The following is a 3,213-nucleotide window of genomic DNA, read 5'->3' on the forward strand; positions in this document are numbered from 1 at the left end:
CAGTTTCAGCCACGTGCAACGTTGCCGCAGGCCATAGTGGATGAATTGCTGGCGGATGATCTGCCGGTGCTGGATTCTAAGATTTCATCGTCTGTTAAGATGAAAGAATCTCATAACGAAGGTATTCCACTGATTCATCTGGCGCCAAAACACAAGATGACCCAAGAGTTCCTTGCGCTGTTTGATGATCTACAGAAATAACGTCTGACGCAGCAGGTCGCGAGTCAGACGGAGTGTTGATCTGATTCGCGGTAGTTCTGCTGACTGTCTGTATACCCCGTCTGCAATAGACGCTGACGACGTAGTTCGGCCGCTTTCGTTCGTAAACTGATCAGCCAGAGAAAGAGCAGAGCGGTCGATACGACCAGGATGACGACTTCCGTCATGATTTAACCATTGGTTATTTGAGTCATCATCGATTCTAACGAAAATACCCTCACAGACAATAGATAAATATTCATTTTTACGTCATCCGTTTGTCTTAATTGCGCCTTTTTCGGAGGGCGTTGGTGATTGGGTATATGACACCCCTATTTACCGTTGATGGCGTAAATGCCCGGCGCGTTTCTCCAGTAACCCTGATAGTCCATGCCATACCCAAAGACATAACGGTCTTCAACTTCAATGCCGACGTAATGAGGCTTCATTTCCGGGCGGGCTTTACGGTCGTGCAGCTTGTTGATCAACACCGCGATGCGTACTTCGTTGGCACCGGCTTGCATACAGTAGTCATAGATTTCCGCCAGTGTATGGCCTTCATCCAGAATATCGTCAACGATGAGTACGGAGCGGCCTTCAAAGTTGATCTGCGGTGGTACTTTCCATTCCAGGCCGTGTCCCGTTGTTGTGTTGCGGTAGCGGGTGGCGTGCATATAGCCAGCTTCGAGCGGGAAGACCAGTTTAGTCAGAAGTTTACCTCCGGTGACTAAACCGCCATTCATGACTGTAAAAACCACGGGGTTGATATCCAGCATATCGTCGGTAATCGCCACGGCCATTTTGTGCAGCGCAAGTTCAACTTCCGACTCGCTGTATAACAGATCTGCCTGCATATAGACCTGCTTAATCTGTTCCAGATCGATGGTACTCATAAGGGTGGCGGAACTCCGGTTTTTCAGGGCAAAGGAAAGGGATGCAGCGCGCCAAATTAGCAGGCCGCTTTGCGGCCGTTTAAATGACTTTTTTGAATGGTTTCGCTAATATTAGCAAGTTTTTCCAATCCGTGCCTTTTGTTTCCAAAAAGCGTCATTCGAGGTCAAAAAATGAGTGTAAAAGAGATCAATCACCCGCTGGTTAAGCACAAAATTGGCTTAATGCGAGCTAAGGATATGAGTACCCGCAGCTTCCGCCAGCTGGCTGCTGAGGTAGGCTGTCTATTGACCTACGAGGCAACGAAGGATCTGGAGCTGGAAAATTATACGCTGGACGGTTGGTGCGGCGATGTTGAAGCCCAGCGTATTAAAGGCAAAAAGATTACCGTTGTGCCAATTCTGCGTGCCGGATTAGGGATGTTGGACGGTGTACTGGATCTGGTGCCAAGCGCCAAAATCAGTGTCGTCGGTCTGTACCGTGATGAAGAAACACTGGAGCCCGTGGCGTATTTTGAAAAGCTCGCCGGTGACATCGATAACCGTATCTCACTGGTGATCGATCCTATGCTGGCAACCGGTGGCTCCATGATTGCGACCATCGACATGTTGAAGAACGCTGGCTGTACCAGTATTCGTGCACTGGTGCTTGTGGCTGCACCTGAAGGTATTGAAAAATTGCAGGCGGCGCATCCGGATGTGGACTTGTACGTGGCATCGGTAGACAGCCACTTAAATGAACAGGGATATATCATTCCGGGTCTGGGTGACGCGGGTGACAAAATCTTTGGTACTCAGTAATTCACAGGAGTAACCCTGAATGAGTGATTCGAAGATCACGGACTTGCGCACCATACTGGCAGGTTCGCAGATGCTTTTTGTTGCCTTTGGCGCATTGGTGTTGATGCCGTTGTTGACCGGGCTTAATCCTAGTGTTGCGCTGTTTACAGCGGGCATGGGAACGTTGCTGTTCCACTGGGTGACCAAAAACACAGTTCCTGTGTTTTTGGCGTCATCTTTTGTCTTCATCGCACCGATTACCTACAGCACTCAGACCTGGGGTGTTTCTGCCACCATGGGGGCGCTGTTCGCTGCGGGTGTGGTGTATATGCTGCTGGCGATGATGGTCAAAGTAAAAGGTTCAGGATTCATGCACCGTATTATGCCGCCGGTTGTCACCGGTCCGGTCATTATGGTGATTGGTCTTGGGCTGGCACCAATCGCCGTGAATATGGCGATGGGCAAAACCGGCGATGGTGCGATTGAGCTGTTCCCATATAAGGATGCAATGATCGTATCTATGGCTGCGTTGTTAACCACGTTATTGGTGGCAACCATGGCTAAAGGTATCTTCCGTTTGGTGCCGATTCTAGCCGGTGTCCTCGTGGGTTATGCGGTTGCGAACACCATGGGCATGGTTGATATGACCAAGGTGTCGGAAGCGCCGGTCTTTGCGATCCCTGAGTTTGTGATGCCGGAATTTAATCTGGCGGCGATCCTGTTTATGTTACCGGTGGCGATTGCCCCTGCGATTGAACACGTGGGTGATGTGCTGGCGATTGGTAATGTAACCGGCAAGGATTATCTGAAGAAGCCGGGCCTGCACCGGACCCTGTTTGGTGACGGTATTGCGACATCGGCAGCGTCATTGTTCGGCGGCCCACCTAACACCACGTACTCGGAAGTGACGGGTGCAGTGATGTTGACCAAGGCCTTCAATCCGAAAATTATGCTGTGGGCATCAGCATTTGCAATATTGCTGGCGTTTGTATCTAAGTTCGGTGTGTTGCTGCAAACCATTCCAGCGCCGGTGATGGGCGGAATTCTGATCTTGTTGTTTGGTTCGATTGCCAGCGTAGGTTTGAATACGCTGATCAAAGCCCGCGTTGATCTGGGCGAGCAACGCAACTTGGTGATTGTTTCCACGACACTGGTGTTTGGTATCGGTGGCATGGCTGTGGGTAGCGGTGACCTGAACCTGCAAGGTGTGAGCTTGTGTGGTCTGATTGCGATTGTGCTAAACCTCGTTCTGCCTATGCCGCAGGTGTCCTCAGATGATCTGCACGAAGAGGAAGCGGTGGTGAAAGATATGGTTGATCATAGCCGCTAAGCGATTCCTTCGTTC

4 protein-coding genes and 1 pseudogene are annotated in these 3,213 nt (G+C 50.5%); 3 read left to right on the plus strand and 2 right to left on the minus strand.

The window, feature by feature from the left end:
• A pseudogene (locus tag ABYW01_RS17580) lies at nt 1-201 on the plus strand (ParA family protein); the annotation flags it as partial.
• A 23-nt stretch (nt 202-224) separates the two neighbouring features.
• On the opposite strand, the gene ABYW01_RS17585 reads toward ABYW01_RS17580, so the two are convergent.
• Both ABYW01_RS17585 and ABYW01_RS17590 read right to left on the minus strand, forming a co-directional pair.
• Entirely contained in the window at nt 225-386 is a 162-nt protein-coding gene (locus ABYW01_RS17585; protein WP_372835279.1) for a hypothetical protein, read from the minus strand.
• 144 nt (nt 387-530) lie between these two features.
• Complete coding sequence (locus ABYW01_RS17590) at nt 531-1,091, minus strand: hypoxanthine-guanine phosphoribosyltransferase (RefSeq protein ID WP_372835282.1); 561 nt, start codon at nt 1,089-1,091, stop codon at nt 531-533.
• A gap of 171 nt (nt 1,092-1,262) precedes the next feature.
• Between ABYW01_RS17590 and upp the strand changes: the two genes are divergently transcribed.
• Entirely contained in the window at nt 1,263-1,889 is a 627-nt protein-coding gene (upp, locus tag ABYW01_RS17595; protein ID WP_193954907.1) for a uracil phosphoribosyltransferase, read from the plus strand.
• A gap of 19 nt (nt 1,890-1,908) precedes the next feature.
• Entirely contained in the window at nt 1,909-3,198 is a 1,290-nt protein-coding gene (locus ABYW01_RS17600) for a uracil-xanthine permease family protein (protein WP_372835284.1), read from the plus strand.
• Nucleotides 3,199-3,213 lie beyond the last annotated feature (15 nt).

Origin of the sequence: Pontibacterium sp. (genome assembly GCF_041587635.1) — a bacterium.
Lineage (GTDB): Bacteria > Pseudomonadota > Gammaproteobacteria > Pseudomonadales > Balneatricaceae > Pontibacterium.